Below are 3,324 nucleotides of genomic sequence, written 5' to 3' on the forward strand. Positions count from 1 at the left end.
GAGAGCTGTCGCGCCGCCGGCAGTGACCGAGAAGGTTTACCGGCGGCGACTGGGTAGGATGGGCGGCGTCCGCTGGCAGTCGTGACCGCTGGCGGTGTCGTGTCCTATCTGATTGAAGGATAGCATAGGTTGGAATAGGTGTCAAGGGGTTAGCTGTGGATAAGTTGAGGATAAATAATATTATTACGACACTTAAATAAAATTTTGGCTAAGATTAGCGGGCACTTAGGCACAGTAAATATTATATTCTATATATGTAGGAGTAAAAGGGCTAAGATAAGGAAAAATGTGAAAAAAAAGTTTTCAAAAGTTCTGTGCCCGAGTGCCCATCTGTGCCCAGACGGCATTTTTGAAGCTAAGGTTAGCCAAATCTGACGGGCACAGATTGATTTTGCTCACAGAAATTGAAAGTTTGCCTCTACAGAGGCTTAGATTAGCTAAATTTTCTTAAAAAAAAGGTCAAAGTTCTGTGCCCAAAAGCCTAAGTTCTGTGCCCAAAGAGCAATTTTGATGCTAAGGTTAGCGGGCACAGATTGATTTTGAAGCGGCTTACTGACGCCAAAGGCTCCACGTTGGCACAGGACGAGCGAGTCTGTTTCTCTCTCGATTTCAAAGGGGATTACTTACAACGCCGGGGCCACTTTCATGATTCAAGCGTTACGTTGCGAAGTGAGACTAGACGGGGTATAATTAACTCATGGATAAGCCTACCCCCCCAATCGACATCTATGCGCCGTCTGACGAGATGAAGGCCCTGATGGTCTCTCTAGTCAATGACGTTGTGCTGGAGTTGATACACGAGCATTATGCGCCCCTAGCCGGGCATTTGGCCCTGCTGCTCGCGCACGGATTCAAGGACGACGAGATAGCAGGAGAGTTCTCCCTTACTTCAGCCGAGCTATGCGCCCTCAAGACCAAGGCTCCGCCGGAGTGGTGGGAACGTCACCGCATGGCGAGCAAGCGATGGACGGGGCGCAAGAGAGCCAAGGCCCTCACGAGCGAGACGCAGAACGACTTCGAGGTCCTCAAGGCCCTAGATGACGCCTTCAACCCCAAGAACAAGACGGACATCACCTCCGGCGGCAAGCCCATCGTCTCCGTCATCGAGGCCAAGGAGCAGGAACGGGTCAAGCAGCTTTTCGCATGAAAAAAGTAACGGCGCAAATGCTTGAGGAATTGGCGACCATCACCAAGGCCGCGCGGGTCTACGCCTGCGGCCTCAACTTCGCGTGTTTCGTCGCGTGGTATTTCCCGCATTATGTTACCTCGGTCTTCGCCGCGTTCCATTACGCGATGTTCGAGGGGCTGGACGCGCTCACCAAGGGGGAGATATCCGAGCTGGTCTGGGTCATGTTCCGCGAGAGCACCAAGACCACGATGGCCAAGCTCTGGCTCGTCTGGCTCATCTGCTACCGCAAGACGGCTTACGCCAACGTGGACTCCTACGACCGCTCCAACGCCGAGCGGTTCCTTTTCGACGTCATCGTGGAGCTTCAGACCAACCCCCGCCTCATCGCCGACTTCGGCCAGCTCTACAGCTCCGACAGGAACGCCGACGAGATAACGCAGAAGCGGGTCGGTGACTTCGTGACCAACCCCGTAGTCACCCCCGAGGGGAGGCTTGACGGTATCCGCGTCGAAGCACACTCCACGCAGGAGCCGGTGCGCGGACGAATCCACGGGGCCAAGCGTCCCGACACCCTCATCATGGACGACTTCGAGGTTTCGAAGACCGCCGCCTCCGAGGTGCTCACAAAGAACGTCCGCGAGCACATCAGCGAGTTCAAGGCCGGCCTCTCATCGGGCAGCCTCCGCGTCCTCTACCTCGGTAACTACCTCACCGACACGGGCAACGTGGCCCTGCTCCTGCGCAAGGCCGCCGAGGGGGGGCGTTGCCGCTCCCTGTTCGTCCCGCTGGTGGAGGACGGCAAGCCAACGTGGCCCGAGCGGTGGGTCTTGACGGACGAGGAGGCCGAGGCCACCGGGAAAATCAGCGTCGAGCGCAAGAAGGCCGAGATGAGGCAGCCAGACACGGGCGACATGGACTTCCAGCGCGAGATGATGCTCATCCCGCCGACCCGCACCCTCGCCCGCTTCCGCGACGAGATGTTCCGTCCCGTCACCCTTGAGCAGGTCCTTGCCATGCGCCCCCTCGCCTGTTTCGTGACCATCGACACCCCGAGCAAGAAAGAGGGGCTAGAGGACGACGGGCGCGACCGCTGCGGAATCACAATCAACTGGGTGACCAAGGACGGGGACTGGCATTTGAAGAGCTGGGGGGCCTACATGGGTCCGTCAGGCGTCGTGAAGGAGATGGTTGACCTCTGGTGCTGGCTAACCGACACGTGCAAGACCAAGCCGCAGGTCATGGCATGGGAGGACACGGCCTTCACCAGGGCATTGGAACCACTGCTCAAGAAGGAGAAGGACGAGCGCAAGGTCTTCTTCGCCCTTACGTGGCTTGAGCACAAGGGCAGGGCCAAGAGCGACCGCATCCGCTCGGGCCTCCTCCACCGCTACGAGACCGGCAGGGTCTGGCACGTCACCGGAGAAAGCCGCGACCTTGAGGACGAGCTCAAGGCCTTCCCCAACGGAATCAAGGACGACGTGGTCGACAGCGCGGCCTACCAGTCAGATATCGTTCGCCTCCCCCATGACCGCGAGGGGATGGCGGCGGACGAGCAGAAGTTTTACCTCGCCATGCGGGAGAAGAAGCTGGCGGAGTCTAGGAAGCGGGGCGGGAGCTTGCGGATGGCTTGAGCGACAAGGTATAATTATTTCATATGGTCACATCACCCCAGAGCAGGGAACAGCAGGACAGGATTAAGCACGTCTACGACAGGCTTGACGTCCTGCTTTCTGACGTGATGGGGAGGAAGTTCCCCGAGTTCAACGACCGCACCCTGCGGCAGTACCTCGACGACAGCCGCAAGCGGCTCAACGCCTACGTCCAGACCAACGCGGCGCAGGGCAAGGAGGAGTGGCAGGCCAACGTCTTCACGGGCTCCACCCGCAACAAGGTGCGCTCCTACGTCACCTCGTCCACCCGCGAGGTTCCCAACATCTCCATAACCAGCCTCCACCCCGAGGCCAAGGGGTCCAAGGAACGCGCCGACTGGCTCAAGGAGGCCGTCCGCGCCAGCTTCACCTGCGGGGACAACCCGGAGATGGACATCTTCATGGACGGCTGGGAGTGCTCCGGGGACGGCACGGTCATCCGCTACGAGCACTGGCTCAATGAGGCGGGCAAGACCGAGGTCGTTACCGGCTTCGACCCCGTGACCGGCAAAGTCACCTTCAGCGAGCAGGACTGCGACGGCGGAA

Annotated in this window: 3 protein-coding genes; all 3 read left to right on the forward strand. The window is 58.8% G+C overall.

Features of this window, described 5'->3' with window-relative positions; translation table 11 throughout:
* Window positions 1-697: 697 nt before the first annotated feature.
* On the forward strand, window positions 698-1,147 hold the full coding sequence (locus tag WC906_05345) for a hypothetical protein (protein MFA5777826.1): 450 nt from the start codon (window positions 698-700) through the stop codon (window positions 1,145-1,147).
* The gene (locus WC906_05350) at window positions 1,144-2,760 is read left to right on the forward strand and encodes a hypothetical protein (GenBank protein ID MFA5777827.1); all 1,617 of its coding nucleotides are present in this window, start codon (window positions 1,144-1,146) and stop codon (window positions 2,758-2,760) included. Before WC906_05345 ends, WC906_05350 begins: the two co-directional genes overlap by 4 nt.
* Before the next feature lie 23 nt (window positions 2,761-2,783).
* Window positions 2,784-3,324 (forward strand): hypothetical protein (locus WC906_05355; GenBank protein ID MFA5777828.1); only part of this gene is annotated, 541 nt, incomplete at its 3' end.

The organism is Parcubacteria group bacterium (assembly GCA_041657845.1).
Lineage (GTDB): Bacteria > Patescibacteriota > Minisyncoccia > Moranbacterales > JAKLHP01 > JAKLHP01.

Excerpts from the sequence above, each read along its gene's own strand:
- WC906_05345 (MFA5777826.1), top strand. The coding sequence starts at position 698 with ATGGATAAGCCTACCCCCCCAATCGACATCTATGCGCCGTCTGACGAG.
- WC906_05350 (MFA5777827.1), top strand. The coding sequence starts at position 1,144 with ATGAAAAAAGTAACGGCGCAAATGCTTGAGGAATTGGCGACCATCACC.